This window comes from Paraburkholderia sp., assembly GCF_047605525.1.
GTDB lineage: Bacteria > Pseudomonadota > Gammaproteobacteria > Burkholderiales > Burkholderiaceae > Paraburkholderia.
The window spans coordinates 120,416-146,443 of record NZ_JASGFN010000021.1; the positions used below are offsets into that span (position 1 = coordinate 120,416).

At 65.4% G+C, this 26,028-nt stretch carries 24 protein-coding genes; 6 read left to right on the plus strand and 18 right to left on the minus strand.

Features of this window, described 5'->3' with window-relative positions; translation table 11 throughout:
- Window positions 1–97: 97 nt before the first annotated feature.
- The 8 genes from eno to QM685_RS26960 all read right to left on the minus strand — a co-directional run bounded on the left by eno (window position 98) and on the right by QM685_RS26960 (window position 10,928).
- Window positions 98–1,381 (minus strand): phosphopyruvate hydratase, encoded by a 1,284-nt coding sequence (gene eno / locus QM685_RS26925; protein WP_415121162.1) that lies wholly within the window; start codon window positions 1,379–1,381, stop codon window positions 98–100.
- 175 nt (window positions 1,382–1,556) lie between these two features.
- Window positions 1,557–2,411: a 3-deoxy-8-phosphooctulonate synthase gene (gene kdsA, locus QM685_RS26930; RefSeq protein ID WP_415121164.1), complete on the minus strand. Its 855-nt coding sequence runs from the start codon at window positions 2,409–2,411 to the stop codon at window positions 1,557–1,559.
- Window positions 2,408–4,069, minus strand: coding sequence for a CTP synthase (locus QM685_RS26935; RefSeq protein ID WP_415121166.1), 1,662 nt, complete (start codon window positions 4,067–4,069; stop codon window positions 2,408–2,410). The genes kdsA and QM685_RS26935 overlap by 4 nt, the downstream gene beginning before the upstream one ends.
- Before the next feature lie 212 nt (window positions 4,070–4,281).
- Window positions 4,282–5,085, minus strand: a complete 804-nt coding sequence (locus QM685_RS26940; RefSeq protein ID WP_415121168.1) for an alpha/beta fold hydrolase — start codon at window positions 5,083–5,085, stop codon at window positions 4,282–4,284.
- A gap of 155 nt (window positions 5,086–5,240) precedes the next feature.
- Window positions 5,241–7,889 (minus strand): DNA internalization-related competence protein ComEC/Rec2, encoded by a 2,649-nt coding sequence (locus tag QM685_RS26945; protein WP_415121170.1) that lies wholly within the window; start codon window positions 7,887–7,889, stop codon window positions 5,241–5,243.
- Window positions 7,890–7,999: 110 nt separating this feature from the next.
- The gene (locus QM685_RS26950) at window positions 8,000–8,788 is read right to left on the minus strand and encodes a TatD family hydrolase (RefSeq protein ID WP_415121172.1); all 789 of its coding nucleotides are present in this window, start codon (window positions 8,786–8,788) and stop codon (window positions 8,000–8,002) included.
- 138 nt (window positions 8,789–8,926) lie between these two features.
- Window positions 8,927–9,682: a lipoprotein-releasing ABC transporter ATP-binding protein LolD gene (gene lolD / locus QM685_RS26955; RefSeq protein ID WP_415121174.1), complete on the minus strand. Its 756-nt coding sequence runs from the start codon at window positions 9,680–9,682 to the stop codon at window positions 8,927–8,929.
- A complete protein-coding gene (locus QM685_RS26960; protein WP_415121176.1) occupies window positions 9,675–10,928 on the minus strand; it encodes a lipoprotein-releasing ABC transporter permease subunit in 1,254 nt (417 codons plus the stop codon). Before QM685_RS26960 ends, lolD begins: the two co-directional genes overlap by 8 nt.
- A gap of 290 nt (window positions 10,929–11,218) precedes the next feature.
- Between QM685_RS26960 and QM685_RS26965 the strand changes: the two genes are divergently transcribed.
- From QM685_RS26965 to QM685_RS26985, 5 genes are all read left to right on the plus strand, one after another.
- Complete coding sequence (locus QM685_RS26965; protein WP_415121178.1) at window positions 11,219–12,340, plus strand: regulator; 1,122 nt, start codon at window positions 11,219–11,221, stop codon at window positions 12,338–12,340.
- 16 nt (window positions 12,341–12,356) lie between these two features.
- Window positions 12,357–14,063 (plus strand): single-stranded-DNA-specific exonuclease RecJ, encoded by a 1,707-nt coding sequence (recJ, locus tag QM685_RS26970; RefSeq protein WP_415121180.1) that lies wholly within the window; start codon window positions 12,357–12,359, stop codon window positions 14,061–14,063.
- Between the two features lie 240 nt (window positions 14,064–14,303).
- On the plus strand, window positions 14,304–15,299 hold the full coding sequence (gene prfB / locus QM685_RS26975; RefSeq protein WP_415121212.1) for a peptide chain release factor 2: 996 nt from the start codon (window positions 14,304–14,306) through the stop codon (window positions 15,297–15,299).
- 145 nt (window positions 15,300–15,444) lie between these two features.
- Entirely contained in the window at window positions 15,445–16,995 is a 1,551-nt protein-coding gene (lysS, locus tag QM685_RS26980; protein ID WP_415121182.1) for a lysine--tRNA ligase, read from the plus strand.
- Between the two features lie 401 nt (window positions 16,996–17,396).
- Window positions 17,397–18,128 carry a glycine zipper 2TM domain-containing protein gene (locus QM685_RS26985; protein WP_415121183.1) on the plus strand — a complete coding sequence of 244 codons (732 nt, stop codon included), beginning with the start codon at window positions 17,397–17,399 and terminating at the stop codon, window positions 18,126–18,128.
- Between the two features lie 101 nt (window positions 18,129–18,229).
- Here the strand turns inward: QM685_RS26985 and iscX are convergent, their stop codons facing one another.
- From iscX to QM685_RS27035, 10 genes are all read right to left on the minus strand, one after another.
- A complete protein-coding gene (iscX, locus tag QM685_RS26990) occupies window positions 18,230–18,427 on the minus strand; it encodes a Fe-S cluster assembly protein IscX (RefSeq protein WP_013588918.1) in 198 nt (65 codons plus the stop codon).
- A 15-nt stretch (window positions 18,428–18,442) separates the two neighbouring features.
- Complete coding sequence (fdx, locus tag QM685_RS26995) at window positions 18,443–18,784, minus strand: ISC system 2Fe-2S type ferredoxin (RefSeq protein ID WP_415121186.1); 342 nt, start codon at window positions 18,782–18,784, stop codon at window positions 18,443–18,445.
- Window positions 18,785–18,889: 105 nt separating this feature from the next.
- The gene (gene hscA, locus QM685_RS27000) at window positions 18,890–20,761 is read right to left on the minus strand and encodes a Fe-S protein assembly chaperone HscA (protein WP_415121188.1); all 1,872 of its coding nucleotides are present in this window, start codon (window positions 20,759–20,761) and stop codon (window positions 18,890–18,892) included.
- A 120-nt stretch (window positions 20,762–20,881) separates the two neighbouring features.
- Entirely contained in the window at window positions 20,882–21,409 is a 528-nt protein-coding gene (hscB, locus tag QM685_RS27005; protein ID WP_415121190.1) for a Fe-S protein assembly co-chaperone HscB, read from the minus strand.
- Window positions 21,410–21,569: 160 nt separating this feature from the next.
- Complete coding sequence (gene iscA / locus QM685_RS27010; protein ID WP_415121192.1) at window positions 21,570–21,893, minus strand: iron-sulfur cluster assembly protein IscA; 324 nt, start codon at window positions 21,891–21,893, stop codon at window positions 21,570–21,572.
- A 76-nt stretch (window positions 21,894–21,969) separates the two neighbouring features.
- On the minus strand, window positions 21,970–22,383 hold the full coding sequence (gene iscU / locus QM685_RS27015; RefSeq protein ID WP_008922036.1) for a Fe-S cluster assembly scaffold IscU: 414 nt from the start codon (window positions 22,381–22,383) through the stop codon (window positions 21,970–21,972).
- 73 nt (window positions 22,384–22,456) lie between these two features.
- The gene (locus QM685_RS27020; protein WP_415121194.1) at window positions 22,457–23,680 is read right to left on the minus strand and encodes an IscS subfamily cysteine desulfurase; all 1,224 of its coding nucleotides are present in this window, start codon (window positions 23,678–23,680) and stop codon (window positions 22,457–22,459) included.
- Window positions 23,681–23,763: 83 nt separating this feature from the next.
- The gene (iscR, locus tag QM685_RS27025; RefSeq protein ID WP_415121196.1) at window positions 23,764–24,294 is read right to left on the minus strand and encodes a Fe-S cluster assembly transcriptional regulator IscR; all 531 of its coding nucleotides are present in this window, start codon (window positions 24,292–24,294) and stop codon (window positions 23,764–23,766) included.
- A 157-nt stretch (window positions 24,295–24,451) separates the two neighbouring features.
- A complete protein-coding gene (locus QM685_RS27030) occupies window positions 24,452–24,949 on the minus strand; it encodes a low molecular weight protein-tyrosine-phosphatase (RefSeq protein ID WP_415121198.1) in 498 nt (165 codons plus the stop codon).
- 165 nt (window positions 24,950–25,114) lie between these two features.
- Entirely contained in the window at window positions 25,115–25,354 is a 240-nt protein-coding gene (locus QM685_RS27035) for a hypothetical protein (RefSeq protein ID WP_415121200.1), read from the minus strand.
- Between the two features lie 274 nt (window positions 25,355–25,628).
- Between QM685_RS27035 and QM685_RS27040 the strand changes: the two genes are divergently transcribed.
- Window positions 25,629–26,028: hypothetical protein (locus QM685_RS27040; RefSeq protein ID WP_415121202.1), on the plus strand; the 400-nt coding region annotated here is incomplete at its 3' end.

Genomic DNA, 26,028 nt, shown 5'->3' on the forward strand with positions numbered 1-26,028 from the left:
AAATACGCGCCGCCCTGCGCTATACGCAGGGCGGCGAGGTCAATCAGAAACGGAGGATAACCGGCTCATCGATCGGCGTGAACAAACTGGCTGTGATTTAACGCAGATTGTAGAACGCCGACTTGCCCGGGTAGCTGGCGATGTCGCCAAGATCTTCCTCGATACGCAGCAACTGGTTGTACTTCGAGATACGGTCTGAACGCGACAGCGAACCGGTCTTGATCTGACCGGCATTCAGGCCGACCGCGATATCGGCGATCGTCGAGTCTTCGGTTTCGCCCGAGCGGTGCGAGATCACGGCCGTATAACCCGCACGCTTGGCCATTTCGATCGCCGCGAAGGTTTCCGTCAACGTGCCGATCTGGTTGATCTTGATCAGGATCGAGTTCGCGATGCCCTTCTCGATGCCTTCCTTCAGGATCCGCGTGTTGGTCACGAACAGGTCGTCGCCGACCAGTTGGATCTTCTTGCCGAGCTTGTCGGTCAGAATCTTCCAGCCTTCCCAGTCGCCTTCGTGCATGCCGTCTTCGATCGACACGATCGGGAACTTGTCGGCCAGGTTCGCGAGGTAGTCCGCGAATTCCGTCGACGACAGTTGCAGGCCTTCGCCCGCCAACTGGTACTTGCCGTCGTGGTAGAACTCGCTGGCCGCGCAGTCGAGCGCGAGCAGCACGTCTTCGCCGGCGCGGTAGCCCGCCTTTTCGATCGCCTGCAGGATCGTCGACAGGCATTCGTCGTTGCTGCCGAAGTTCGGCGCGAAGCCGCCTTCGTCTCCCACCGCCGTGCTCATGCCGCGATCCGACAGGATCTTCTTCAGCGCGTGGAACACTTCGGCGCCGCAGCGTAGTGCTTCGCGGAAGGTCGGCTGGCCGACTGGAACGATCATGAATTCCTGGATGTCCAGGCTGTTGTTCGCATGCGCGCCGCCGTTGACGATGTTCATCATCGGCACCGGCAGTTGCATCGCGCCCGAGCCGCCGAAGTAGCGGTACAGCGGCAGGCCGGCCTCTTCGGCGGCGGCCTTCGCGACGGCCATCGACACGGCCAGCATCGCGTTCGCGCCGAGGCGCGATTTGTTGTCGGTGCCGTCGAGCTCGAGCAGCGTCTTGTCGAGGAAGGCCTGCTCGGAAGCGTCGAGGCCCATGATCGCTTCGGAAATTTCAGTGTTGATGTGCTCGACGGCCTTCAGCACACCCTTGCCGCCGTAACGGCCAGCTTCGCCGTCGCGCAGTTCGATCGCTTCGCGCGAACCGGTCGATGCACCCGACGGCACCGCTGCGCGGCCCATCGTGCCCGACTCGAGCAACACATCGCATTCGACGGTGGGGTTGCCTCGCGAATCGAGAATCTCTCGACCGATGATGTCTACGATAGCACTCATGGTTTCCTCAAAGAAATGACGTTGAATTCTTGACTACGACACCGTATCTTGCGCCTGCCGGCCTCCCCGACAGACAACTCGCGCGCCGATACGTTCGACGACCATTATGCGCATTCGCCGCGTGCCGATTATCGAGATAGATCGTGAAAATCGCGACACGCGGTGAGCACCTGCATCAGTTGAAGTTACTTTCGAGGAACGGCCCGCGCTTGACGGCCTGGTCGAGTGTCGTCAGCGTTTCGAGCAGATCGGCCATGCGATTGAGCGGCACCGCGTTCGGCCCGTCCGACTTCGCCTGCGCCGGATTCGGGTGCGTTTCCATGAAGAGACCGGCGACGCCCACCGCCACCGCGGCGCGCGCGAGCACCGGCACGAATTCGCGCTGGCCGCCCGAGCTCGTGCCCTGGCCGCCCGGCAATTGCACCGAGTGCGTCGCGTCGAACACGACCGGCGCGTTGGTCTCGCGCATGATCGCGAGCGAACGCATGTCCGACACGAGGTTGTTATAGCCGAACGATACGCCGCGCTCGCAGGCCATGAAGCGGTCTTCCGACAAGCCTGCTTCACGCGCGGCGTCGCGCGCCTTGTCGATCACGTTCTTCATGTCGTGCGGCGCGAGAAACTGGCCCTTCTTGATGTTGACCGGCTTGCCCGAGCGCGCGCACGCGTGGATGAAGTCGGTCTGACGGCACAGGAACGCGGGCGTTTGCAACACGTCGACCACCGACGCAACCTGTTCGATCTCGTGCTCGGCGTGGACGTCGGTCAGCACCGGCAAACCGAGCTGGCGCTTCACTTCCGACAGGATGCGCAGACCTTCGTCCATACCCAGACCGCGGAACGACTTGCCGCTGCTGCGGTTGGCCTTGTCGTACGACGATTTGTAGACGAACGGAATGTTCAGCTTCGCGCAGATTTCCTTCAGGCGGCCGGCCGTGTCGATCGTCATCTGTTCGGATTCGACGACACAGGTACCGGCGATCAGGAAAAACGGCTTGTCCAGACCGATTTCGAAATCGCCCAGTTTCATGCTTTCTCCTCGACCCTCGACTGCTGATGCGCGAGCGCCGCTTCGACGAACGACTTGAACAGCGGATGACCGTCACGCGGCGTGGAAGTGAATTCCGGGTGGAACTGCACGCCGACGAACCACGGGTGCATGCTGCGCGGCAGCTCCATCATTTCCGGCAGATCCTCGCTCGGGGTACGGGCGCTAATGATGAGGCCACCGCCTTCGAGCTGGGGCACGAAACGGTTATTCACCTCATAACGGTGACGATGGCGCTCGTTCACGTCCTTGCCGTAGATCTCCTCGGCCAGCGTGCCGGGCTTGATCGGGCAGCGCTGCGAGCCGAGACGCATCGTGCCGCCGAGGTCGGACTCTTCGGTGCGCTTCTCGACGCGCCCTTCACGGTCGTACCACTCGGTGATCAGCGCGACCACGCGGTTCTTCGTTTCCTGATCGAACTCGGTGCTGTTCGCGTCCTTCAGGCCGACGACGTCGCGGGCGAATTCGATCACGGCGAGCTGCATGCCGAGGCAGATGCCGAGATACGGCACCTTTGCTTCGCGCGCATAGCGGATCGCGGCGATCTTGCCTTCGGTACCGCGACGGCCGAAGCCACCCGGCACCAGCACCGCGTCCAGATGCCGGAGGCTTTCGACGCCCTGCGTCTCGATCTCCTCGGAGTCGATGTACTCGATGTTCACGCGCGTCGACGTATGCATCGACGCATGGCGCAATGCTTCGATCAGCGACTTGTACGACTCGGTCAGATCGACGTACTTGCCGACCATGCCGATCGTCACTTCGTGCTTTGGATTCTGCAGCTTCTCGACGAGCTCGGCCCACAGCGACAGGTCCGCCGCCTTCGGCGTGAGCTTCAGCTCTTCGCAGATGATCGCGTCCAGACCCTGGTCGTGCAGCATCTGCGGAATCTTGTAGATGCTGTCCGCGTCCCACACGGAAATGACCGCGTCTTCGGGCACGTTCGAGAACAGCGAGATCTTCGCGCGCTCGTCGTCCGGAATGCGGCGGTCGGCGCGGCACAGCAGCACATGCGGCGAAATACCGATTTCGCGCAGCTTCTGCACACTGTGCTGGGTAGGCTTGGTCTTCAGCTCACCGGCCGTGGCGACCCACGGCACCAGCGTCAGGTGCACGAAGCACGCGCTGTTGCGGCCCATGCGCAGGCTCATCTGACGCGCGGCCTCGAGAAACGGCAGCGATTCGATATCGCCGACCGTGCCGCCCACTTCGACGATCGCGACATCCGGCTCACCGCACGTCGCCGATGCGGCGCCGCGCTCGATGAATGCCTGGATTTCGTTCGTGATGTGCGGAATGACCTGTACGGTCTTGCCGAGATAATCGCCGCGGCGTTCCTTGCGGATCACCGATTCGTAAATCTGACCCGTGGTGAAGTTGTTGGCCTTGCGCATCTTCGTGCTGATGAAGCGCTCATAGTGGCCGAGGTCGAGGTCGGTTTCCGCTCCGTCTTCCGTCACGAACACTTCGCCGTGTTGAAACGGGCTCATCGTGCCGGGGTCGACGTTGATGTAGGGATCGAGTTTGAGGAGGGTGACCTTGAGACCGCGCGATTCGAGGATCGCGGCGAGGGAAGCGGCGGCAATACCCTTGCCGAGGGAAGATACTACGCCGCCGGTGACGAAAACATATTTGGTCATCGCTGGATGCTCGCGGGAAAAACGGATTATACCGTAAAGCAGGGGCCCGACCCAGCAAAAAACGACCGGTCCGCGGCCACTTTTTCATAGCGCGCCGGCCGGCGTCGCGCGACAAAACGGCCGCCTCGACAGCAGCGGTGAGCCAGATGCAATGAGACCAACGCAACAGGACAGAGGCGCTAACCGGAAGCAATAAGCGGACGCAGACGCCGTCAGGCGCCCCGCTCGAGTTGCCGCAGCATCCGCTGTACCGCGCGGGCGGTTTCGAGCGGCTTTTCCATCGGATAAAGATGACTGCCCTCGATCCATTCGACATGGCCGCCGGTCGCGCGGCGCGTCGCGTCGAGACCGGCCTGGCGGATTTCCTTCGAGCGCGTGCCGGCGATAAAACCGACCGGCACCGGCGCGCCGCGCGCGAGCCGCGCACCGAGCGTGTGCGGCAGCGTCCGGTAGATCTGGTATTCGGTGCGGCGGTCGAACGCGAGCGCGCGAGCGCCGTCGGGCGAAGTCTGCGGAATGCCGAAGTCGATGTAGTCGGACAGCATGCGTTCGTCCCAGCGCGCGAACGCGGGCTTCGAGTGAAAGTGCCGCCACGCTTCGTCGCGGCTCGTCCAGTGGGTGCGCCGCGTGCGCGTCGCGGCGGCGGGCGAGAGCCGCTCGTCGAGCCCGGTCCATTGCGACACGCGCAGCATGCTGCTGCGCCAGCCGGCGATCACCGGCGAGTCGAGCATCACGACGCCCCTCACCCACTGCGGCCGCTTCAGCGCCGCCATCAACGACAGATAGCCGCCGAGCGAGTGCCCGACGAGCCACACCGGCTGCTCATACGCGCGGCCGATGTCGTCGAGCAACTGCTCGACCAGATGCGGCCAGTCCTGCGTGACGGGAAAACGTGCGTCGTGGCCAATCCGTTCGATATAGCGCACCTCGTAATCGTCGGAGAGTTCGGCGAAGATCGTCCGGTAGGTCGACGCCGGAAAGCCGTTCGCGTGCGAGAAATGAATGATGTTTTTCAAATGCGGCTATCTCCGTTCTGTTTTTTGCGTGCGCCTTTGATGGGTGCTTGTGCATGCAGGTCTGCGTACGCGTCGTGCCCGCTCCGGCATGCATCCTTGCCCGCGTTTTTTTCCGTGCTTGCCCGCTCTTCCATGTTCATCGATCCGTCACGCGATCAGCGGTCCATCCAGTAACGGCGCTGCGTGTCGCGATAGCGCTCCAGTGTGAGCGCGGCGCCATCCGCGCCGGGATCGACGTCCACGCGCACCGCGCCGTCCCAGTCGCTGCGCGCGAGTTCGATACGGCGCGCGTTGTAGCGTTCGAACACGCCCACGTCCGGATGATGAAAGCGATTTTCGTAGCCTACCTGAAATAACGCGATGGCCGGGTCGATAGAGTCGAGGAATGGCTCGGTCGACGACGTCCTGCTGCCATGGTGCGGCACCACGAGCACCTGCGCGCGCAACGCACCGCGATCGCGCGCGAGCAGCGCACGCTCGGCGGGCGCCTCGATGTCGGCGCTCAGCAAGGCCGCGACGCGCGGCGCGCCGGCATTCGCATCGCCGCCGGCTCGCGCGGCCTGCCCGCTCGCGGCGCCCGGCTGCGTGCTGACGCGCAGCACGCAGCAATGCTCGTTCGGCCTGCCGCGCAGCGGCCCGGCGTCCGGCCACAGCAGCGAGAATTCGACGCCGTCCCATTGCCAGCGCTGCCCCGCCGCGCACGGCAGCGTCTGCGCGCCGCGTTGTCGCGCGTGGGTCCAGAGCGCGTGGTCCGGCGCCAGCGCGGCCACCATCTGACGCACTTCGATCGTGTCGAGCACGGCACGCGCGCCACCGGAATGATCGGAGTCGGCGTGGCTGACGATCAGCGTGTCGAGCGCCGTCACGCCTTGCGCCTGCAGGAACGGCACGACCACGCGCTCGCCCGCGTGGGTCGACTCCGGGCCGGGCCCGGCATCGAACAGCAACGCATGATGCGCGGTTTGCACGAGCACCGACGTGCCCTGTCCGACGTCGAGCGCCGTCAGACGGAACGCCCCCGATGGCGAGGCCAGCGCCCCGTCCGCGCCCGGCACCAGCAGCGGCAGCCACGTCAGCGGCGCGGCCCAGCGCAGCGGCCAGCCGCGCGGCGCGAGACACCAGAGCACGCCGGCCGCCGCCGCGGCGAGCGCCCATGCATTCGGCTGCGGCAGCCACCAGAGCGTCCAGCGAGGGCCGCACAGGTCTGTCAGCAGTTGCAGGCCAGCCGCCATTAGCTCGAATAGCGCGTGCGACGCACGCCACGCGAATGCATCGAGCGGCGCGGGCAACACCACGCCCGCGAGCACCGCCGGCGTGACCAGCACGCTCACCCATGGAATCGCGAACGCATTCGCGAGCGGACCGCTCAGCGGTATCTGCGAGAACCAGTAGACGGTAAGCGGCGCGAGCGCGACCGTCACCGCGAACTGCACGTGCGTGGCGTCGCGCAGCCGTTCGGCGAGCGCGCGAAGATGCCGGATCCACCCGGTGCGCCACGCCTGAAACCTGGTTCGCGTGTCATTGCGCTCATCGTCCTCGGCGGCGTGAAGCGGCTGACGCTTCCGCCCACGTGGCCGTCCCGAGATCGCGAACAGAATCGCCCCGACCGCGCCGAACGACAGCCAGAACCCCGCCGACACCACCGCCCATGGATCGATCAGCAGCACGAGCCCGAGCGCCCACGCAAGGACCGTCGAACGCGCGAGCTGACGCCCGCCGACGAATGCGAGCGCGACGACCAGCGCCATCCACAGCGTGCGCTGCGCCGGCACGTTGAAACCGGCGAGCGCGGCATGCAGCGCGGCGAACAACGCGCCGGCCGTCACGCCGACGATCTGCGCGGGCAGCCGCAACGGCCAGTTGCGGCCGAGCCACCCCGAGCGCCGCCACACCGCGGCCGCGAGCCAGCCGGCAAGACCCGCGACGAAGCCGATATGCAAGCCCGAAATCGCCACCAGATGACTCGTGCCGGTGCCGCGCATCAATTGCCAGTCGGCGGCGCTGACGTCGTCCTGCGCGCCGATCGCGAGCGCGACGACGATCCCCCGATGCGGCGCAGCGGCGAGCACCGTGTCGATCCGCGCGCGCAACGCGGCGCGCCAGCGGTCGATCAGCACGGCGAAGCCACGCGCATGACCGGCTAGACGCACCGCGTGTTCCGGCACGCTCACGTAGCCGGTCGCCCGTACGTTGCGCGCGAGCAGATTTGCTTCGGCATCGCGCACGCCGAAGTTCGCATTGCCGTGCGGCCGCCTGAGCCGCATGGTCAGGCGCCAGCGCTCGCCCGGCTCGAGTATCGGCACGGGGGTGTCACGAGCGATCCACGACAACTGGATCACGCGCGGGAACCCGGCGAGTCGGGCGTCGTTATGCTCGACCTCGAACAGAAAACGCGCGCTCTCATCGTGCCGCGACGGCAAACCCTTGATGCTGCCGACGACCTCGATATCGCGCCCTTCCCATGCGTGCGGCAGACTCACCGCGAGTCGCGTCTGCGCGCGCATCGCCGCATAGCCGAAACCGACGCAGATCGCCGCGCACCATACGGCGCCCCAGCCGGCCATCCGCCGCGCACGCACGTCGTACCGCACGCGCCGGACGCGGCGCGCGAGCGAACCCGCGGCCCCGCTTTGCTCACGTTCGTGCGCAAAAAAAGCCGCATCGCCGCGCAGGCCCCACACCGCGACGCCCAACGCCGCGCCCGCACCCAGCACCAAGGCCCACCAGCCGGCCGCTTGCGGCAACGCCGCCTGCCGCTGCAGCCAGATCACACCCAACGCAAAACCGCACCACACTGCCCGCATTCGCCCTCCGCACCGCGGCGCCGGACGTTGTCACGCGCGCGAACAGGCAGCAACGAGCCCGCCGGGCGTGGGTGTCGCCCGACGCGAACAACCAGGACCAACGGGATCGATTATGCAGAGGAAAGCGCGAGTCGCGGCAGCGCGGCGAGCGCGTTAGCCGTTGTGCCTAGGGCGGCTGCGTCGGAAGTGACACCGCGCAGTTGCGCGAGGCTCGCGCCGATCGCGGGAATCTGTTCGGGAGAATTGCGCTGCTTGTACATCCACGACGGCGCGATGTCCGGCGCGTCGGTTTCGACGACCAGCGCGTCGAACGGCAACTGTTCGGCAAGACGCCGGATCTGCCGCGCGCGCTCGAACGTCAGGTTGCCGCCGAAGCCGAGATGCAACCCCTGGTCGATATATGCCCGAGCCTGCTGGAAACTGCCGTTGAACGCATGCGCGATGCCGCGATGGATCTGATGCCGCCGCAGCCCCTTGATCACCTGATCCTGCGATTTGCGCACGTGGCAGATCACCGGCAGATCGAATTCGCGCGCGAGCTGCAACTGGCCGTTGTAGAAGAATTGCTGACGCGCGTCGTCGAGACCTTCGACGAAATAGTCGAGCCCGATCTCGCCGATGCCGACGAAGCGCGGATCGTCGAGGCTCGCCTCGATCTCCATGCGCAGCAGGTCGAGATCGCCGTCGGCGGCGCCGGGCGTGAAAAGCGGATGAATGCCGAGCGCGTACGCGCCGCCGTCGACGCGATGCGCGAGCTCGCGCACCGCCGCGAAGTTCTGGCGCCCGATCGCCGGAATCACGATACGCGTGACGCCGGCGCGACGCGCCGCCGTCGCGACCGCGTCACGGTCGGCGTCGAACTCCGAAGCGTCGAGATGGCAGTGCGTATCGATCCACATTGGTTGTCTCGCCAAGGCCGGGCGGGCCATGCCGGTGCGCCACGGTTCGTCGTGATCCGCCTCGGGCCGCCATAGTCAGTGCCGGCCTGCAACGGGCATGCCTGCCGGCCGCCCGCATCACCATCCTCGAGCCGTCGCTCAGACCGGCACCGGCGGCTCTTCGTGCAGCACGCCGTCGCGCAGCCGCATGATGCGGTCGCAGCGCCCCGCCAGTTCCGGGTCGTGCGTGACGATCACGAAGCTCGTTTCGAGCGTGCGCGACAGTTCGAGCATCAGGTTGAACACGGTATCGGCGGTGCCCCCGTCGAGGTTGCCGGTCGGCTCGTCGGCGAGCACGCAGGCGGGCTTCGTGACCAGCGCGCGCGCGATGGCGACACGCTGGCGCTCGCCGCCCGACAGCTCGCCCGGCCGATGCCTCGCGCGATGTCCCATGCCGACGCTCTCCAGCACCGCGAGCGCTTCGCGGCGCGCGACCTCGGTCGTCTCGCGGCGAATCCGCAGCGGCATCGCGACATTGTCGAGCGCGGAAAACTCCGGCAGCAGATGGTGAAACTGATACACGAAACCGAGCGCGCGATTGCGCAAATCGTTGCGCTCGCGCTCGGAGAGCTCCGTGAACGGCTTGCCGAGCACCGATACCTGGCCCGCGCTCGGCTCGTCGAGGCCGCCGAGCACATGCAGGAGCGTGCTCTTGCCCGACCCCGACGCGCCGACGATCGCGAGCTTCTCGCCGCGCCGCACGTTCAGTTGCGCGTTGTTGAGCACCGGCACATTCAGGCCACCCTGCACGAACGCCTTGGAAATGCCGGTTGCTTCCAGCACGTATGGATACGACGCGGGGTCCTGAGCGCTCATGGAGGAATCGGTGGAAGGATTGGCGAGGCGGTCATTCATAGCGCAAGGCCTCCGCCGGACGGACTTTCGCGCCGCGCCAGCTCGGATAGAGCGTCGCCAGCGCCGACAGCGCGAACGCGATGATACCGATGCGCGCGACGTCGGACGGCACCAGCTCGGACGGCAGCTCGCTGATGAAGTACACCGACGGCGGCAGGAACTGCACGCCGAACAGATGCTCGATCATCGGCACGAGCCACGGAATGCTCCACGCGATCAGGCAGCCGAGCGCGACGCCGAGCGCCGTGCCGATGAAGCCGATCGTCACGCCCTGCACGACGAAAATTTTCATGATCGAGCCGGGCTGCGCGCCGAGCGTGCGCAGGATTGCAATATCGGCCTGCTTGTTGGTGACGGTCATCACCAGCGACGACACCAGATTGAACGCCGCGACCGCGATGATCAGCGTGAGGATGATGAACATCATGCGCTTTTCGATCTGCACCGCCGAGAACCACGTCTTGTTCTGCTGGGTCCAGTCGCGGATGTACAGGTCGCCCGACAGGCTGTGCGCGAGCTGGCGCGCGACCTCGGGCGCGCGCTGCATGTCGGTAAGGCGCAGCCGCACGCCGGTCGGCGCGGGCAGGCGGAACAACGCCTGCGCATCCTTGATGTTGATCAGCGCGAGCGTGCTGTCGTATTCGTAATGGCCCGACTCGAAGATGCCGACCACCGTGAACTGCTTCAGGCGCGGCAGCATGCCGGCCGGCGTGATCGTGCCTTCGGGCGCGACGAGCGTGATCTTGTCGTTCAACTGCACGCCGAGACTGGCGGCGAGGTCCGCGCCGAGCACGATGCCGAAGTCGCCGGGCGTGAGATCGGTCAGCTTGCCGCCCTTCATTTCCTTGCCGATGTCGGACACTTCCGGCTCGAGCGTCGGCTCGATCCCGCGCAGCGCGACGCCGCTCACCGCGTCCTGGCGCGTGAGCAGCGCCTGCGCGTCGACATAGGGGGCCGCGCCGATCACTTCCTTGTTCTGGCGCGCCTCTTTGGCGGTCAGTTGCCAGTCGGGCATCGAGCCGGTCGGCGAAAAGATCTCCACGTGCGCGAGCACCGACAGCATGCGATCGCGCACCTCCTTCTGGAAGCCGTTCATCACCGACAGCACGACGATCAGCGCCGCGACGCCCAGCGCGATGCCCGACATCGACACCAGCGCGATGAACGAAATAAAGCCGTTACCGGTCGTGCGTTTGCCGGCGCGCGTGTAGCGCCAGCCAATCTGCCATTCGTAGGGAAATTTCAAGCGAATCCTTTTCTGCGTTCTTCGACTGTGTGCTGGGCGCGGCGGGTGCCAGGCGCCCGCCTACCGTGTGGTGCGGCCCGAGCGTCGTGATCGTTGGGCTCGTGGCGGCGCGGATCGTTCCACGCGGGGAAGGAATGCCGCCGTCCGATCCGGCGCCTGCGCCGATCAAGCGCGAAGTTTGCCACACAATCCCGCCGGCTCGCGCAACGGCCGTGCGGACCCGGGTTGCGGCGTGGGGACCGCCGCGCCCCCATGCCGCGGGTCGAAATACCCGCACGCTTTGCCCTACAATGCGCAGCATCATGCCTGCCGACCGCCTCCACCTTCTGCTGCCCTTCGCGCTGCCCGCCGCGGCCGACGCTTCCACCGCCCTTCACGACATCCGGAGTCCGGCCCTCGACCGGCTGATCGCCCGCGCGACGCTCGTCGAACGCGTGATCGGCGAGGATTTCCAGCGCACGCTGCCGCACGAGCGCTGGGTGGCCCGGCAGTTCGGCGCGCTGCCCGACGGCGCGACGGGCGCCGCCGATGAAGCCCCGCTCGCGCCCTACATGCTGCGCGCCGACGGCGGCGAGCCCGGCAGCGCGACATGGGCCTGCGTGCAGCCGGTCCACGTGCGTATCGCGCACGACCATCTGGTGCTGATCGATCCCGCATCGCTCGAGCTGTCCGACGACGAAGCGGGCACGCTGCTCGCGGTCGCGCGTCCGCTGATCGAGGAACTCGGCGTGCGCATCGAGGCGCCGAAGCCGACCCGCTGGTATCTGTCGAGCGACGGCTTCGGCACGCTCGCGGGCGCGTCGCCGCTGCGCGCGAGCGGCCGCAACATCGAGATCTGGCTGCCGCACGAAGCGCATTCGGGCAAGCGCTCGCGCGCGTGGATGAAGCTGCAGAACGAAGTGCAGATGGCATGGTTCGAGCACCCGGTCAACGAAGCGCGCGAGGCGCGCGGGCTGCCGGCCGTCAACTCGATCTGGTTTCACGCGCAAGGCGTCGCGCGGCCGGTGCGCAGTCCGTTCACGCGTGTGCTCTCCGATGCCGCCGCGACGCGCGGTCTCGCGATGAGCGCGGGACTCGCGCCGGGCACGCCGCCGGCTTCATTTAGCGAACTGGCGGCCGCATTGCGCGGAACGGCGGAAGGCAACACCAGCAGTAACGGCGGCACACTCGTCGAACTCGACCCGTTCTCCGCGCCCTACATCGAACAGGACTGGGCGCGCTGGAACAGCGCATTCGCCGCGCTGCAAACCGACTGGTTCGAACCCGCGCTCGCGGCGCTGCAATCCGGCGAGCTCGCCGCACTCGGCCTGACGCTGTGCGGCGACACCGGCTCGGTGACGCTCGACGTCACGCGCGGCGACCTGCGCAAATTCTGGCGGCGGCGCGTGCTGGCCTCGCTCTTCATCGAATGATCCACGGCCCCTCCGCATGACCCGAATCGTTACGCGCCCCTGCTCTCCCGTCGACGCCGAAGTGCTCACCCGCCACGGCCTGCACCCGGTGCTCGCGCGCCTGTATGCGTCGCGCGGCGTCTGTCTGCCCGACGAAATCGAAACCGGCCTCGCGCGGCTCGTGCCGCCCGCCGGGCTGAAGGGCTGCGACGCCGCCGCTGCGCTGCTCGCCGATGCGATCCAGCAGCAGCGCCGCATGCTGGTCGTCGCCGACTACGACTGCGACGGCGCGACCGCCTGCGCGGTCGCGGTGCGCGGGCTGCGCATGTTCGGCGGCCGCGTCGATTACCTGGTGCCGAACCGTATGGAGCACGGCTACGGGCTCACCCCGGACATCGTCGCGCTCGCGGCGCGCGGCGCGGCCGGCAAGCCCGATCTGCTGATCACGGTCGACAACGGCATCGCGAGCGTCGACGGCGTCGACGCAGCCAACGCGCTCGGCATCGACGTGCTCGTCACCGACCACCATCTGCCGGGCGACGAGCTGCCCGCCGCGCGCGCGATCGTCAATCCGAACCAGCCGGGCTGCACGTTCCCGAGCAAGTGCATCGCCGGGGTCGGCGTGATGTTCTATGTACTGCTCGCGCTGCGCGCCGAATTGCGCCGCCGTCGCGCATTCGGCGACGCGCTGCCCGAGCCGCGCCTCGACGGCCTGCTCGATCTGGTCGCGCTCGGCACCGTCGCCGACGTCGTCAGGCTCGACGGCAACAACCGCGTGCTGGTCGCGCAAGGCCTGCAGCGCATCCGCCGTGGCCGCATGCAGCCCGGCATCGCGGCGCTCTTTCGCGCCGCCGCGCGCGACGCGCGCAACGCGTCCGGCTTCGACCTCGGCTTCGCGCTCGGCCCGCGCCTGAACGCGGCGGGACGGCTGTCGGACATGTCGCTCGGCATCGAATGCCTGACCACCGACGACGTCGGCCGCGCCTGGGAACTCGCGCAGCAGCTCGACGCGATGAACCGCGAGCGCCGCGAAATCGAAGCCGGCATGCAGCAGCAGGCGCTCGACGACCTCGCGACGATCGACCCGGACGGCACGACCACAATCACGCTGTTCAATCCGGGCTGGCATCAGGGCGTGATCGGCATCGTCGCCGGGCGGCTCAAGGAAAAATTCCACCGGCCGTCGTTCACGTTCGCGCCCGCCGACGACAGCGGCGTGCTCGTCAGGGGCTCGGGCCGCTCGATCGCGGGCTTCCATCTGCGCGACGCGCTCGATCTGATCTCGAAGCGCGAGCCGGACCTGATCGTCAAGTTCGGCGGTCACGCGATGGCCGCCGGACTGACGATCGCCGCCGCCGACGTACCGCGTTTCACCGCCGCGTTCGAAGCGGTCGGCCGCGAATGGCTGTCCGAGGAAGCGCTCGCGCGCACGGTCGAGACCGACGGCGAGCTCGAGGACGCGTACTTCACGCCGCAATTCGTCGAGATGCTCGACGCGGCCGTCTGGGGCCAGGGCTTTCCGGCGCCGGTGTTTTCGGGCGAATTCGAGATTGCGTCGCAGGCGCTCGTGAAGGACAAGCACCTGAAGCTGCAACTGCTGCGCGGCCGTCAGCGCTTCAGCGCGATCTGGTTCAACCACACCGACACGCTGCCCGCGCGCACGACCGTCGCGTACCGGCTCGCGAGCGATACCTGGAACGGCGTGTCGCGGGTGCAGTTGATCGTCGAGCATGCGATGAGCTGAGGCAGCACCGCCAACGCGTCGAAAATCTCCGCAAAATCAACCGCGAACACGCGCCGGATCGCCCGCGAGGCTCCGGCGCGACGTGCCGATCGGCTATAATTTCTGCTTTTTACGAAGCTATAAAGATCGACATGGAAGCGGAACGTCTCAACGCGATCGAAGCCTCTCTGGCCGACCTGCGCAAGCGCGCGGACGACCTACGGGGGTATCTTTGACTACGACGACAAAGCACTGCGTCTAATCGAAGTCAACCGGGAACTCGAAGACCCGGACGTCTGGAACGACTCGAAACACGCCCAGGCACTCGGTAAGGAAAAGAAGCTGCTCGACGACACGGTCGGCAAGCTCACGTCGATCACGAACGACGTGCGCGATGCGCAGGACCTGTTCGAGATGGCTCGCGAAGAAGGCGACGACGACACGCTCGTCGCCTGCGAGGGCGACGCGCAAGCGATCGAAGCGCGCGTCGCCGACATGGAATTCCGCCGGATGTTCGCGAATCCGGCCGACCCCAACAACGCGTTTCTCGACATCCAGGCCGGCGCCGGCGGCACCGAGGCGTGCGACTGGGCGTCGATGCTGCTGCGCCAGTATCTGCGCTACTGCGAGCGCAAGGGCTTCAAGACCGAGGTGCTCGAGCAGACCGACGGCGACGTCGCCGGCATCAAGAACGCGACGATCAAGATCGAAGGCGAATACGCATACGGCTTTCTGCGCACCGAAACCGGCGTGCACCGGCTGGTGCGCAAATCGCCGTTCGACTCGTCGGGCGGCCGTCATACGTCGTTCTCGTCGGTGTTCGTGTACCCGGAAATCGACGACTCGATCGAAGTCGACATCAATCCGGCCGATCTGCGCATCGACACGTACCGTGCTTCGGGCGCGGGCGGTCAGCACATCAACAAGACCGACTCCGCGGTGCGGATCACGCACATGCCGTCGGGTATCGTCGTGCAGTGCCAGAACGACCGCTCGCAACACCGCAACCGCGCCGAAGCGATGGCGATGCTGAAATCGCGCCTGTACGAAGCGGAAATCCGCAAGCGTCAGGCCGAGCAGGACAAGCTCGAAGCCGGCAAGACCGATGTGGGCTGGGGCCATCAGATCCGCTCGTACGTGCTGGACAACAGCCGCATCAAGGATCTGCGCACCAACGTCGAAATCAGCAACACGAAGAGCGTGCTCGACGGCGATCTCGATCCGTTCATCAGCGCGAGCCTGAAACAGGGCGTCTAGGCGCGGCCCGCACGGGGCGCGCCGCTTTTGCGCTCTCGCCGCCTGTGCCTGTTGCCTCATTTTTGCCGCCCGAGGTTTTTACACTCACTGACTGGCCTCCCGCACGCGAAGCAACCCGCCGCGAGCCATCGAATACCAAATCATCATGACCGAACCGACCCAGCCGAATGCGGCCCAGCCGAATGCCGCGCCCGTCGCGCCCGAAGCGGACGACAACAAGATCATCGCCGAGCGCCGCGAAAAGCTGCGCGAGCTGCGTGAGCAGGGCGTCGCCTATCCGAACGATTTCCGTCCCACGCACCACGCCGAAGAGCTGCAAGAGCAGTACGAGCACGCCGACAAGGAAGCACTCGAAGCGAATCCGCTCGAGGTCGCGATCGCCGGCCGCATGATGCTCAAGCGCGTGATGGGCAAGGCCAGCTTCGCGACCGTGCGCGACGGGTCGGGTCAGATCCAGTTCTTCATCACGCCGGCCGACGTCGGCCAGGAAACCTACGACGCGTTCAAGAAATGGGACATGGGCGACATCGTCGCGGCGCGCGGCGTGCTGTTTCGCACCAACAAGGGCGAGCTGTCGGTGCGCTGCACCGAGCTGCGTCTGCTGTCGAAGTCGCTGCGCCCGCTGCCGGACAAGTTCCATGGTCTCGCCGACCAGGAAATGAAGTACCGCCAGCGCTACGTCGACCTGATCGTCACGCCGGAAACGCGCCGCACGTTCATCGCGCGCACCAAGGCGATCGCGTCGGTTCGCAATTTCATGGCCAAGGCCGACTTCATGGAAGTCGAAACGCCGATGCTGCACCCGATTCCGGGCGGCGCGGCGGCCAAGCCGTTCGCCACGCACCACAACGCGCTCGACATGCAGATGTTCCTGCGTATCGCGCCGGAGCTGTATCTGAAGCGCCTGGTGGTGGGCGGCTTCGAGCGCGTGTTCGAGATCAACCGTAACTTCCGCAACGAGGGCGTGTCCGTGCGCCACAACCCGGAATTCACGATGATCGAGTTCTACGCTGCCTACACCGACTACAAGTGGATCATGGACTTCACCGAGCAACTGATCCGCCAGGCGGCGATCGACGCGCTCGGCACCGCCACCATCACCTATCAGGGTCGCGAGCTCGATCTGTCGAAGCCGTTCCATCGCCTCACGATCACCCAGGCGATCCAGAAGTACGCGCCGCAGTACACGAACGCACAACTCGCCGACAGCGAATTCCTGCGCGCGGAGCTGAAGAAGTTCGGCGTCGACGCGTCGCAACCGCAATTCCTGAACGCGGGCGTCGGCGCGCTGCAACTGGCGCTCTTCGAAGAAACCGCCGAGTCGCAGTTGTGGGAGCCGACCTATATCATCGACTACCCGATCGAAGTGTCGCCGCTCGCGCGCGCGTCGGACAAATTCGACGGCATCACCGAGCGCTTCGAGCTGTTCATCACCGGCCGCGAAATCGCCAACGGCTTCTCGGAGCTCAACGATCCGGAAGACCAGGCCGCGCGCTTCAGGAAGCAGGTCGACCAGAAGGATGCCGGGGACGAAGAAGCGATGTACTACGACGCGGACTACATCCGCGCGCTCGAATACGGCATGCCGCCGGCGGGCGGCTGCGGGATCGGCATCGACCGTCTCGTGATGATGCTGACCGACAGCCCGAGCATCCGCGACGTGATCCTGTTCCCGCATCTGCGTCGTGAGGACTGAGCGTCGTTCGCTGATCGCCGCCGATCGTTGCGCTCGCGCGTAATGGATGTGCTGGAGAAACCGCCCGGCCCAGTTCAGGGGCGGGCGTTTTTTATTTCGAGGGCTTTTGCGGACTTCGTTGCGGACTTCGGCCTGCGCTCCGCGCACCACCCGGGATCGTTTTCTGCCATCGAGCGTTTGTAACCAGCAGTAAAAGCTGCACGATCGCGCGCGAGCCCGCCGGTGGCCCTGCTTCCCGAATCTTGCGGCGTGCAAGGCGCGCCGCACGCAGGGCCGTGACGCGAGCCTGATGCCATCGCTGCACCGGTTACAAATTGAAACGCTGCCCCGATCGAATTGCCCGACACTCGGTCTCATAAGGAGTCGGCTGGTGTCGGCTCGGCCAGAAACGGAGGCCAAAAATGGACAACCCTACTCAATATTCGCAGCAACGTCGTCTTCATCCGCTGATCGCGGTCGCCGCCGGCGCGGTGCTGATCGCGAGCCTCGTCGCCACCGCGGCGATCACCGGCGTGTTCCCGAAAGCGTCGAGCAACGGCGCGCAGAACGACCAGACTCAGGCCGCGCAGGTCGCGACCCAACAGCCCGGCGTCGTCGACTCGGCTGCCCCGGTCAATCCGTCCGCGCAGCAGCAGGCGGCGCAAGAGCAGGCGCAGGTTCAGCAACCAGCGCAACCCGCTCCCGCTCCGGCACAGCAGCAACAATATGCGCAGCAGCCGCAGGCACAGGCCGCGCCGCAACCGGCGCCGCAAGCTCCGCCGCAGTACGCGCAACAGCCAGCAGCGCCACAACCCGCTTATTGCTCGACCTGTGGCACGGTCGTCGCGATTTCGGCGGTGCGTCATGAAGGGCATGGCACCGGGATCGGCGCGGTCGGCGGCGCCGTGGCCGGCGGCGTAGTCGGCAACCAGTTCGGCGCCGGCGGTGGCCGTACCGCGATGACGCTGCTCGGCGCGCTCGGCGGCGGGCTCGCCGGCAACTCGGTCGAAAAGCACCTGCGCAGCACGACGTCGTATTCGGTGCGCGTGCGAATGGAAAGCGGCAAGACCCGCTACTTCACGTATCACGAAGCGCCGCCGTTCCAGGACGGCCAGCGCGTGCGCGTCGAGAACGGCGGACTGGTCGCGGACTAACGATCAAAGTCAGCACCTGCCGCTTTCCTGCGGGAATAAAAAAGGCGATTCCAATGGAATCGCCTTTTTCTTGTCAGTCTCGCGGAACCGCGAAGCCGCGCTCAGTAGTCCGCGTCTTCGATCCACGCTGCCTGAATCGCTTCGAGAATCTTTTCGTTCGAGCGGTTCGGGTCGTCGTCGAACCCTTCCAGTTCGGTCACCCAGCGATGCAGGTCGGTGAAACGCACCTGCTGCGGATCGACGTCCTGATGCTTGTCCGTCAGCGCCATCGCGATGTCTTGCGTATCGGTCCACTTCATGGCTGCGCCCTCCTGTTAGTGGTTTTCCTTCGCGTGATTGATAGAGTAACGCGGAATTTCGACGACCAGATCCTGCTCGTCCGGCACGATCGCCTGACACGACAGACGCGAAGCCGGTTCGAGCCCCCACGCCTTGTCCAGCAGATCGTCCTCGTTTTCCCCCGATGGCGTCAAGGCGGCGAAACCCTCACGCACGATCACGTGACAGGTCGTGCACGCGCAGGACTTCTCGCATGCGTGCTCGATTTCGATACCGTTATCGAGCAGGTTGTCGCAGATGCTCTTGCCGGGAACGGCGTCGATCACCGCGCCTTCCGGGCACAGTTCGACGTGAGGCAGTACAACGATTTGAGGCATACAGTTTCCGTTTGGGTCTGAGGCACGACGGCTGCCAGCAATGCCGCGTGCAGGCTCCGTACCATTTTAGTGGCGCCGTACGGACTTTTTAAGTCCGCGCGGCGCTCAGATCTCGTCGAGCTTGCGGCCCGACAGCGCGCGGCGAATGCCCTTGTTCATGCGGCGCGCGGCGAATTCGTCGGTGCCTTCGGCGAGCGCTTTCGTGGCGGCTTCGATCGCGCCGGCGTCGTCGCTTTGCGCAACGTTGCGCAGCGCGGCGAGCAGCGCATCGAGCGCGGCGCGTTCGCCGTCGTCGAGCAGTTCGGCATCGGCGGCAAGCGCCGCGTCGGTCGCTTCGACCAGACGCTGCGCCTCGACCTGCGCCTCGCGCAACGCGCGCGCGCGCATGTCGATTTCGGCGGTCGAGAAACTGTCTTCGAGCATGCGCGCGATGTCGTCATCGGCGAGGCCGTAGGACGGCTTGACCACGACCGACGCCTCGACGCCCGAGCCCAGCTCGCGCGCGAACACGGACAACAGGCCGTCCGCATCGACCTGGTAGGTCACGCGGATGCGTGCCGCGCCGGCGGCCATCGGCGGAATGCCGCGCAGCTCGAAGCGCGCGAGCGAGCGGCAATCGCTGACGAGCTCGCGCTCGCCTTGCACGACGTGAATCGCCATCGCCGTCTGACCGTCCTTGAAGGTCGTGAAATCCTGCGCGCGCGCGACCGGAATCGTCGAATTGCGCGGGATGATCTTCTCGGTGAGGCCACCCATCGTTTCGACGCCGAGCGACAGCGGGATCACGTCGAGCAGCAGCCAGTCGTCACCCTCCGCGCCGCGGTTGCCGGCGAGCAGATCGGCCTGGATTGCCGCGCCGAGCGCGACGACCTGATCGGGATCGAGATTGACGAGCGGCGGCTGGCCGAAGAACGCCTCGACCGCGCGGCGGATCACCGGCATGCGCGTCGCGCCGCCGACCAGCACGACGCCCTTGACCTCCTTCGTCGTGATCTTCGCGTCGCGCAGTGCTTTTTTCGTCGGCCCCAGCGTGCGCTGGACCAGCGCCTGCGTGAGGGTCTCGAACGTGGCTTCGTCGATCGTCAGATCGAGCGCGGTGCCGTTCGACAGCGTCGCCTTGAGCGTAGCCTGCGGCGCGCTCGACAGCGCCTCCTTGGCGTCGCGCACGCTATCGAGCAGCAGGCGCACGTCCTGCGGAACGAGGGTTTGCGGTGCGATGCCGGCCTGTTCGAGCACGTGGCGATACAGCGCGTGATCGAAATCGTCGCCGCCGAGCGCGGAATCGCCGCCCGCCGCAAGCACCTCGAACACGCCCTTCGTGAGCTTGAGGATCGACAGATCGAAGGTACCGCCGCCGAGGTCGTAGACCGCGTACAGTCCCTCGGAACCGTTGTCGAGACCGTAGGCGATCGCCGCCGCGGTCGGCTCGTTCAGCAGACGCAGCACGTTCAGGCCGGCGAGATGCGCGGCGTCCTTGGTCGCCTGGCGCTGCGCTTCGTCGAAATAGGCGGGCACCGTGATGACCGCGCCGACCAGCTCGTCGCCAAGCGTGTCTTCGGCGCGCTGGCGCAGCGTCGCGAGAATTTCGGCGGAAACTTCGACCGGGCTCTTCACTCCGTCGACGGTGCGGATCTGCACCATGCCGGGCGCGTCGACGAAATCGTATGGCGCGTTTTCGGCGCCCTCCACTTCGGCCTTGCCGCGGCCCATGAAGCGCTTGACCGACACGATCGTGTTGCGCGGATCGCTCGCGGCTTCGGCCTTCGCCTTGCGGCCGATGCGGCGGCCGCCCTGTTCCAGGTAGCGCACCACCGAGGGCAGCAACACATGCCCGTCTTCGTCGGGCAGCACATCGGGCACGCCGCTGCGCACGGCGGCGACGAGAGAGTTGGTGGTGCCGAGATCGATACCGACCGCCAGACGCCGCTGATGAGGCGCCGGCGCCATGCCGGGTTCGGAGATTTGCAGTAAGGCCATCTGGATCTTCTCGGGGACGTTGTGCCCCGTCCTGAATGTTCGCGTTGCTGGGGGTGATACCGCGGCTTCCTGCCGCTCTGGTTTTTTTCTGCTGCTTCCTGTCTCATCGACCAAACCGGGCTAGCCTTCGAGCCGCTCGATCTGCGCGCCGATTTCCGACGCGACACGCTCGATGAACATCAACTGCCGCACCGCCTCGCCCGCCGCCTGATTCGCGCCGCTGTCGAGCGATGCGCCGAGCTTGTCGAAACGCTGGCGCTCTTCGTCGCGCAGTTCGGCAAGCAGTGCATCGAGCGCCTCGACGTTCTTCGCCGCGGCTGCGTCCTCGATGCTTTCGCGCCACTCCATCTGCTGCATCAGGAACACCGGCTCCATCGCTGTGTTGTTCTCCGCGCCGACGTCGATGCCACGCAGCGACAACAGATAGGTTGCGCGCCTGAGCGGATCGCGCAGCGTCTGATACGCCTCGTTCGCGCGCGTCGCCCATTGCATCGCGATGCGCTTCTGCGCGTCGCCGGCCGCCGCGAAGCGGTCCGGGTGCACCTGTGCCTGCACGGTGCGGTATGCGTGATCGAGCGCATCGACGTCGAGCGCGAATTGCGCCGGCAGACCGAACAGGTCGAAGTGGCTGTCGTTCAGCGAGGCCATCGGATTAAAAGTCCGTTGAGGTAAGCGCACCGGAGTGCAAGTCCAGGAACACGGTCTGCAAGCGTTGGACCGATTCGGCCGCCGCAATCAGTCGCCGCGGATCAAACTAAAAAGGCGGCACGCGCCGCCTTTGGTCCGCCGCACGCGGAAAGTGCCGAATCTATACGCGGAACGACTCGCCGCAGCCGCATTCGTCCTTCACGTTCGGGTTGTTGAACTTGAAGCCTTCGTTCAAACCTTCGCGCGCGAAGTCGAGCTCGGTACCGTCGATATAAGCGAGGCTCTTCGGATCCACGATGATCTTCACGCCGCTGCTTTCGAACACCTGATCTTCGGGCGCGAGTTCATCCACGTACTCGAGCTTGTAGGCAAGGCCCGAGCAACCAGTGGTACGCACGCCGAGGCGCAACCCGATGCCTTTACCGCGGCGGGTCAGATACTTCTGGACGTGCTGTGCTGCCTTTTCGGTCAACGTAATTGCCATAACGTTTCTCAGTTGCGAGAGTGCGTGCGCGGCGCGCGTGAACCGCGCCGCGCTTATACCGCTTCTTGCCGGATGCTCAGGCGGCCTCGCCGTCTTCGGCAACCGCTGCTTCGCCGTGGCGCTGCTTGTAGTCGGCGACCGCGGCCTTGATCGCGTCTTCCGCGAGGATCGAGCAGTGGATCTTCACCGGCGGCAGCGCCAGTTCTTCGGCGATCTGCGTGTTCTTGATCGACATTGCCTGATCGAGCGTCTTGCCCTTCACCCATTCGGTGACGAGCGAGCTCGACGCGATCGCCGAACCGCACCCATACGTCTTGAACTTCGCGTCTTCGATGATGCCGTCCGCGCCGACGCGGATCTGCAGCTTCATCACGTCGCCGCAGGCCGGCGCGCCGACCATGCCGGTACCGACCGCGTCGTCGTCCTTCGCGAAGGAACCGACGTTGCGCGGGTTTTCGTAGTGGTCGAGGACCTTGTCGCTATAAGCCATGATTACACTCCTTGATTCGTTTCAACCTGCAATCCGATGAACGTGCGATGTTCGATATCGTCCAGCCGGCGCGTCAGTGCGCGGCCCACTGGATCGTCGACAGATCGATCCCGTCCTTGTGCATTTCCCACAGCGGCGACAGCTCGCGCAGCCTGGAAATCTTCGTCTTCAGCAGGTTGATCACATAATCGACTTCCTGCTCGGTCGTGAAGCGGCCCACCGTGAAGCGGATCGAGCTGTGCGCGAGTTCGTCGTTGCGGCCGAGCGCGCGCAGCACGTACGACGGTTCCAGCGACGCCGACGTACAGGCCGAGCCCGACGACACCGCCACGTCCTTCACCGCCATGATCAGCGATTCGCCTTCGACGAAATTGAAGCTGATGTTCAGGTTGTGCGGCACGCGCTTTTCCATGTCGCCGTTCACATACACTTCTTCGATTTCCGACAGACCTTTCAGCAGCCGGTCACGCAACATGCGGATGCGTTCGTTTTCGGTCGCCATCTCTTCGCGCGCGATGCGGAATGCTTCGCCCATGCCGACGATCTGATGCGTCGCCAGCGTGCCGGAACGCATGCCGCGCTCGTGACCGCCGCCGTGCATCTGCGCTTCGATACGGACACGCGGCTTGCGGCGCACGTACAGCGCGCCGATGCCCTTCGGGCCATATGTTTTGTGCGCCGAGAACGACATCAGGTCGACTTTCAGCTTCTGCAGGTCGATCTCGACCTTGCCGGTAGCCTGCGCCGCGTCGACGTGAAAAATAATGCCCTTTTCACGCGTGATTTCACCGATCGTCTCGATGTCCTGGATCACGCCGATCTCGTTGTTAACCAACATCACCGACACCAGAATCGTGTCCGGGCGCAGTGCGGCCTTGAATGCGTCGAGGTCGATCAGACCGTCGTCCCGGACGTCCAGATACGTGACTTCGAAGCCTTCACGCTCGAGTTCGCGGCAGGTGTCGAGCACAGCCTTGTGCTCGGTTTTCACCGTGATGATGTGTTTGCCCTTGCTCTTGTAGAAGTGCGCGGCACCCTTCAAAGCGAGGTTGTCCGATTCCGTCGCGCCCGAAGTCCAGATGATTTCGCGCGGGTCGGCGTTCACGAGCGCGGCGACCTGCTCGCGCGCTTCCTCGACTGCGCGCTCCGCGTCCCAGCCGTATGCGTGGCTGCGCGAAGCGGGGTTGCCGAACTGCTCGCGCAGATACGGAATCATCTTGTCCACCACGCGCGGATCGATCGGCGTCGTAGCGCTGTAGTCCATGTAAATGGGCAGATGGAGAGAGTCGTTATTCATCAATTGCTCCGGGGGACGTCATGTGCTCTGGCTTCTGGATTCCTTGTCGGACGGCGGTGGTTTTCTCTATTTCGTACCGCGCCTCAGGAACCGGCCATGTTGAAAACGGAATTGGGCCCTTTCGGCGCCACGCGCACGGCTTCGACCGCCTGCGCGTCGTTGCGCCTGTCGCGCAGCACCGCGGGCGCGCCTTCGCGCGAGCGTTGCTGGTCGACCAGATCTTTCAGGGACACCGAATCGAGGTATTCGACCATTTTCTGGTTCAGCGTCGACCACAACTCGTGCGTCATGCAGTGGCCGTCGTGCTGCTTGGTGCCTTCGCACGTGCCCTTGCCGCCGCATTGAGTCGCGTCGAGCGGTTCGTCGACCGCGATGATGATGTCGGCCACCGTCACGTCTTCGGCACGGCGCGCCAGATTGTAGCCGCCGCCTGGTCCGCGCACGGACTCGACGATTTCATGGCGGCGCAGCTTGCCAAAAAGCTGCTCGAGATATGACAGGGAGATATGTTGGCGCTGGCTGATACCCGCAAGCGTCACCGGGCCCTGCTCCTGGCGCAGCGCCAGGTCGATCATCGCCGTGACGGCGAAACGGCCTTTCGTGGTGAGTCTCATATGGTGTGGGAACCGCAATTCTCGACAAGTTTTGTCAAGTATAAATACATGAGCGATTTAGTCAAGTATCGCGGGTGGAATTTGAGTCATTTGCTTAATGACTGCCCTGCCTGGTATCGCTTCTGCGTCCGTCGAGCGCGCGGATTCCGCCGGGACTTCACGCTAGCAACTGTGGACGCAACGCGGTGATCAGACCCCGGCAGGCCGCCTCGCACTGATCGAGCACCTGTTCGAAGCCTTCCGCTTCGCCGAAATACGGATCGACGACTTCGCGTGCGCCATGCCAGCGGCTGTCCGTTTCCGGCACGAATTCCATCAGCAGACGGATCCTGTCGCGCTGCGCGGGCGGGCAAAGCTGGCGCAGCGCGGCGACGTTGCGGTCGTCCATCGCGATCAGCAGATCGAAACGCTCGAAATCCGCAATCGTGACCTGACGGCCGCGCAACGCGCCCAACTCATATCCGCGCTGGCGTGCCGCGTGCTGCGCCCGCTCGTCGGGAGCCTCGCCGATATGCCAGTCGCCGGTGCCGGCGGAATCGATCAGGATGCGGTCCGCGAGTTTCGCTTCGTCGACGAGATGGCGCATCACGCCCTCCGCCGTCGGTGAACGGCAGATATTCCCCAGGCAGACGAAACATACGGACACAGTTTTCATCAGGAATTTTCGGGCGCTCGAAGCGCCATGCGGGGGATCGGCAGACCGAAAGCGGATGGCGCCGCGATTATACAAACCCCAACGGAATCCCGCCGGGCACGAGATAGCGTGCAAGCGTCACGGTCCGCCCCTGCGGACCGCCAGCACTCGCCGCTGCCCTGCCTGCTACGATGCCTCGGCGAGCGGCATCGCCGTGGCGGCCCGCATGGGCTTGTCCGGCAATACCGACGCGGCGTCGATCATGCCGTAGGACACAGCGCGCGCGAGTTCGGCGGTCAGATGGTCGGCGTCGAGCGGAGTCTGCGAGGCACCTGAAGCGGCGTGGCCACTCATGTGCAGACAGGCGAGTGCCGCGAGTGACACAACGATGGCCAAGGGCCAGTACACCGATATTGTCTTTTTCATGATGTCGTTTTCCGATTAGGGGGCACATGAGTTTGTAACCCACTATGCCAAATCGAAATGCTATAGGAATTGACAATCGAGAAAAACCCATCGGCGCGAGATAGATCGTTGCCTGAAACGGAACAGTCAATTGACAGTTCTTTCCTCCAACGCTCCGCAGCCCTGGCATGAAAAAGAAAACCTTACAAACATATACAAAGCAGGCGCCACGGCTGGCGATAATAGTGGTCTCATTCTTACATCAGCATTTCTTCTCACTTGCAGTGGTCCCAAAATGAAACGTCCTGCACCTCTCGCCGCCCTCGCGCTCGCCGTCCTGCTCGGCGGCTGCGCGGTCTACCCAGACGGCACGCCAATGTACGGCAACGGATATAGCGGCTACGAAGGCTATGACGGCTACGGCTACGCCCCCGGCGCCGCGGTCGTGCCCCAAACCAACGTCTACCTCGGATACGGCAGTTACTCCGGACCGGGACGCTATTACGGGCCCGGACCGGGCTATCGGGGCTATCCGGACCGCGGCCGGCCGAACGATGGCGACTGGCACCACGGCAATCGCGGCGACGGCGGCGGTGGCCCTGGACAACCGCACGGCGGTCCGCCGCCGCAAGGTGCCGCGGGCGGCCCGCACGGACCTGGCGGCTCGAATGGCGGCCCGCGCCCCGGCGCAGGCG

Bases quoted from the DNA above. Each gene is read 5' to 3' on its own strand.
- eno (WP_415121162.1), bottom strand. From the start codon at position 1,381: ATGAGTGCTATCGTAGACATCATCGGTCGAGAGATTCTCGATTCGCGA.
- kdsA (WP_415121164.1), bottom strand. From the start codon at position 2,411: ATGAAACTGGGCGATTTCGAAATCGGTCTGGACAAGCCGTTTTTCCTG.
- QM685_RS26935 (WP_415121166.1), bottom strand. From the start codon at position 4,069: ATGACCAAATATGTTTTCGTCACCGGCGGCGTAGTATCTTCCCTCGGC.
- QM685_RS26945 (WP_415121170.1), bottom strand. From the start codon at position 7,889: ATGCGGGCAGTGTGGTGCGGTTTTGCGTTGGGTGTGATCTGGCTGCAG.
- QM685_RS26950 (WP_415121172.1), bottom strand. From the start codon at position 8,788: ATGTGGATCGATACGCACTGCCATCTCGACGCTTCGGAGTTCGACGCC.
- lolD (WP_415121174.1), bottom strand. From the start codon at position 9,682: ATGAATGACCGCCTCGCCAATCCTTCCACCGATTCCTCCATGAGCGCT.
- QM685_RS26965 (WP_415121178.1), top strand. From the start codon at position 11,219: ATGCGCAGCATCATGCCTGCCGACCGCCTCCACCTTCTGCTGCCCTTC.
- recJ (WP_415121180.1), top strand. From the start codon at position 12,357: ATGACCCGAATCGTTACGCGCCCCTGCTCTCCCGTCGACGCCGAAGTG.
- lysS (WP_415121182.1), top strand. From the start codon at position 15,445: ATGACCGAACCGACCCAGCCGAATGCGGCCCAGCCGAATGCCGCGCCC.
- QM685_RS26985 (WP_415121183.1), top strand. From the start codon at position 17,397: ATGGACAACCCTACTCAATATTCGCAGCAACGTCGTCTTCATCCGCTG.
- iscX (WP_013588918.1), bottom strand. From the start codon at position 18,427: ATGAAGTGGACCGATACGCAAGACATCGCGATGGCGCTGACGGACAAG.
- fdx (WP_415121186.1), bottom strand. From the start codon at position 18,784: ATGCCTCAAATCGTTGTACTGCCTCACGTCGAACTGTGCCCGGAAGGC.
- hscA (WP_415121188.1), bottom strand. From the start codon at position 20,761: ATGGCCTTACTGCAAATCTCCGAACCCGGCATGGCGCCGGCGCCTCAT.
- hscB (WP_415121190.1), bottom strand. From the start codon at position 21,409: ATGGCCTCGCTGAACGACAGCCACTTCGACCTGTTCGGTCTGCCGGCG.
- iscA (WP_415121192.1), bottom strand. From the start codon at position 21,893: ATGGCAATTACGTTGACCGAAAAGGCAGCACAGCACGTCCAGAAGTAT.
- iscU (WP_008922036.1), bottom strand. From the start codon at position 22,383: ATGGCTTATAGCGACAAGGTCCTCGACCACTACGAAAACCCGCGCAAC.
- QM685_RS27020 (WP_415121194.1), bottom strand. From the start codon at position 23,680: ATGAATAACGACTCTCTCCATCTGCCCATTTACATGGACTACAGCGCT.
- iscR (WP_415121196.1), bottom strand. From the start codon at position 24,294: ATGAGACTCACCACGAAAGGCCGTTTCGCCGTCACGGCGATGATCGAC.
- QM685_RS27030 (WP_415121198.1), bottom strand. From the start codon at position 24,949: ATGAAAACTGTGTCCGTATGTTTCGTCTGCCTGGGGAATATCTGCCGT.
- QM685_RS27035 (WP_415121200.1), bottom strand. From the start codon at position 25,354: ATGAAAAAGACAATATCGGTGTACTGGCCCTTGGCCATCGTTGTGTCA.